General features: G+C 79.7%; 4 protein-coding genes. All 4 read left to right on the top strand.

Going from position 1 to position 3439, the window contains the following annotated elements:
* A partial coding sequence (locus GTR00_RS17150) for a uroporphyrinogen-III synthase (protein ID WP_205706045.1) occupies positions 1 to 1132 on the top strand: 1132 nt, incomplete at its 5' end.
* A gap of 11 nt (positions 1133 to 1143) precedes the next feature.
* Positions 1144 to 1872: a sirohydrochlorin chelatase gene (locus tag GTR00_RS25990; protein ID WP_205706046.1), complete on the top strand. Its 729-nt coding sequence runs from the start codon at positions 1144 to 1146 to the stop codon at positions 1870 to 1872.
* Between the two features lie 62 nt (positions 1873 to 1934).
* Complete coding sequence (locus GTR00_RS17160; protein WP_166612799.1) at positions 1935 to 2582, top strand: Pr6Pr family membrane protein; 648 nt, start codon at positions 1935 to 1937, stop codon at positions 2580 to 2582.
* Positions 2583 to 2754: 172 nt separating this feature from the next.
* Positions 2755 to 3204 carry a hypothetical protein gene (locus GTR00_RS17165; RefSeq protein ID WP_166612800.1) on the top strand — a complete coding sequence of 150 codons (450 nt, stop codon included), beginning with the start codon at positions 2755 to 2757 and terminating at the stop codon, positions 3202 to 3204.
* Positions 3205 to 3439: the final 235 nt, after the last annotated feature.

The raw sequence follows: 3439 nt of genomic DNA on the forward strand, positions 1-3439 counted from the left end.
GACCACGCCGTGCAGCGGGCCCGCCCCCGCGGCCCCGCTGCACGGCGTGGTCGTCGGCATCACCAGCGACCGCCGCTCCGACGACATGATCGCCACCTTCACCCGCAAGGGCGCGCGCGTCGTGCACGCCCCGACGATGCGCATCGTGCCGCTCACCGAGGACGCGCAGCTCCTCGCCGACACCCGCGACGTCATCGCCGACCCGCCCGACGACGTCCTCGTCACCACCGGCATCGGCCTGCGCGGCTGGGTGGAGGCCGCCGACGCCGCCGGCCTGGCCGACGACCTGCTGGCCACCTTCTCCCGCGCCCGCCTGCTCGCGCGCGGCCCCAAGGCCACCGGCGTGATCCGCGCCAACGGCCTGCGCGAGGCGTGGTCGGCCGCGTCCGAGCAGACCGCCGAGGCCGTCTCCCGCCTCGTGCAGGAGGGCGTGGCCGGGCGCTCGATCGTCGTGCAGCTGCACGGCGCCGCCGACGAGCACCAGCTGGAGCCCCTCGTGGCCGCCGGGGCGCGGGTGCGCGGGGTGGCCGTCTACCGCTGGCTGCCGCCGCCGGACCCCGAGGCCGTGCAGCGCCTCGTCGACCTCGTCGCCGAGCGCCGCCTGGACGCGGTGACCTTCACCAGCGCCCCCGGGGCGGTGGCGCTGCTCGACGCGGCCGACGCCGCCGGGCGGCGCGAGGAGGTCGTGCGCGCCTTCTCCGACGGCGTGGTCGCCTGCGCCGTCGGCGACGTCACCGCAGACCCGCTGCGCGCGGCGGGCGTGGAGCCGCTGGTGCCCGACCGGTGGCGGCTCGGGGCGCTGCTGCGCACCCTCACCGAGCACCTGGCCGAGCACCCGCTGGACCGGGTGCCCACCGCGCACGGCGAGCTCGTGCTGCGCGCGCAGGCCGCCGTGCTGGAGGGCCGCGCGCTGGACCTGGCGCCCGGGCCCCTGGCGCTGCTGCGCCGCCTCGCGCGCGCCCGCGGCGCGGTCGTCACCCGCGAGGAGCTGCTCGCCGAGCTGCCCGGCGCGCAGGACGCGCACGCCGTGGAGGTCACCGTGGCGCGCCTGCGCGCCGGCCTGCCCAGCGGCGACCTCGTGCGCACCCTGGTCAAGCGCGGCTACCGCCTCGACGTCCTGGAGGGCCCGTGACCGACCGACCCGTGACCGACCGACCCGCGACCGACCGGCCCGTGCTCGTCGCCTGCTCGCACGGCACCCGCTCGCGGAGCGGGCGGCGCACCGTGGACGCGCTGCGCGCCGCCGTGGCCGCCGCCCGCCCCGACCTGGAGGTGCGCGCCGCCCACGTGGACGTGCACGGCCCCGAGCTGCCCGACGTCGTCGGCGAGCTGACCGCCGCCGGCCGGCGCGGCGTCGTGGTGCCGCTGCTGCTCTCCAGCGGCTACCACGTGCGCGTGGACATCGCCGGGGCCGTGGCCGCCGGCGCGGGCCGCTCGGTGGCCGCCGCCGCCCTGGGCCCCGGCCCGGAGGTCACCGACGTGGTGCTCCAGCGCCTGGGCGAGGCGCTGGGCGAGGACCCCGCCGGCTTCGGCGGCGCCGTCGTCCTGGCCGCGGCCGGGTCCTCCGACGCCGTCGCGCAGGCCGACGTGCGCGCCGCGGCGGACCTGCTCGCCGCCCGGCTGCGCGCGCCGGTGACGTGCGGGTTCCTCTCCGCCCAGGAGCCGTCGGTGGCCGACGCCGTGGCGGCCGCCCGCCGCGCCGGCGCCGGGCGCGTGGCGGTGGCCAGCTACCTGCTGGCGCCGGGCGTGTTCTCCCAGCGCCTGGCCGCCGCCGGCGCCGACGCCGTGGCCGAGCCGATGGGCCCGCACCCGGTGCTCGTGGACCTCGTCGTGCGCCGCTACGAGGCCGCCGCGCTCACCGCCACCGCGTGAAGCGGCCCGCGGCGCCGCGGGCCGGTGCGTCCCCCGCGCCGCCCGCGCGCGACGATGCCCCGGTGAGCACGACGACCCCCGCGCGCAGCGCCACGGCCTCGCGGACCTGGCACGCCGCCCTCGCCCTCGTCGTCGGCGCCGCCCTGCTGCTGCAGGCGGTGCTGCTGGTGCGCGGGGCCGGCACCGGCACCGGCACGGCCCTGGTGCGGTTCTTCAGCTTCTTCACCATCCAGAGCAACGTGCTCGTGCTGGCCGCCGCGGCCACCCTGGCGCTGCGCCCGGACCGCGACGGCCCCGCCTGGCGCGTGCTGCGCCTGGACTCCCTGCTGGGCATCGGCATCACCGGGGTCGTGTACGCGACGGTCCTCGCCCCCGGCGCGCAGCACTCCGGGGTCGACTGGTGGATCAACGCCACCGTGCACTACGTCTCCCCCGTCGCCACCGTCCTCGGCTGGCTGATGTTCGGCCCGCGCCCCCGCCTGGACCGGCGCACGCTCCTGCTGGCCTTCGCCTGGCCCGTGGCCTGGGTGGCCTGGACGTTCGCGCACGGAGCGGTGACCGGCTGGTACCCGTACGGCTTCCTCGACGCCGGCGCGCTCGGGCTCGCGCCCGCGCTGCTCGCCACCGGCGCCGTCCTCGCCGCGGGGGTCGTGCTGGCGCTGGTGCTGCGCGCCCTGGACCACCGCCTGCCGGGCACGGCGCGCGGCTGAGACCCGTTCCGCGTGCCCGCTTGAACACCCCCCCGCACGATCACCGCGGGGAGGAGGGTGGGGTGCGGCAGGGTCGGGGGCGCGGACGGCGAGCGCGGGTGGCGAGCGCGGACGGCGACGGCTCCGCCGTGTCGCGCCCCGGTGCCCACCCGCGCGGGGTGAGGATGGGCCGGTGACCCCCGAGACGACCGCAGGGCCGGTGTCCCTCCTGGGGCGCCACCGCGACGACCCGGCGGTGCGCGCCTTCCTCGGCCCCTCCCGCGCGCTGGAGTGGTCCCGCCTGGAGGGCACCACCCACGCCGAGGCCCCCGACCTCGGGGTCGAGCTCATCCTCCCCGGGCACGAGGTGGTCTCCACCGTCGTGCTCCACGGCCCCGACGTCCTGGGCCAGGAGGCCTACGCCGGCCCGCTGCCCGCCGGCCTGCGCTTCCGGATGGGCCGCGAGGACGTGCGGGCGCTGCTGGGCGCGCCCACGCGCAGCGCCGAGCTCGGCGTGCTGCCCGCCCTCGGCCTCAGCCCCGCCTGGGACCGCTACGACTCCCCCGGCCACCGCGTGCACGTCCAGTACGGCCTGAACCTCGACCACGTCCGGCGCGTCTCCCTGTCCCTGCCCCGCCCCTGAACCTGCCCCGGGCAGGTCCGGGGCAGGTCCGGGGCAGGTCCGGGGCAGGTCCGGGGCCGCACCAGCGCCGCCGGGGCGGGCAGCGCCCCGGCGGCGCTGGTGCGGGCGGGCGCCGCGCGGGTGACGATGGCCGCATGCGCGCCACGAGGCACCGCCGCACCACCGGCACGACCCGCACCCGCACCGCCGGGGCGCTGCTGGCCGTGGTGCTGGGCGCGGCGTGCTCGGCCGGGGC

Origin of the sequence: Kineococcus indalonis (assembly GCF_009906395.1) — a bacterium.
Classification (GTDB): Bacteria; Actinomycetota; Actinomycetes; order Actinomycetales; family Kineococcaceae; genus Kineococcus; species Kineococcus indalonis.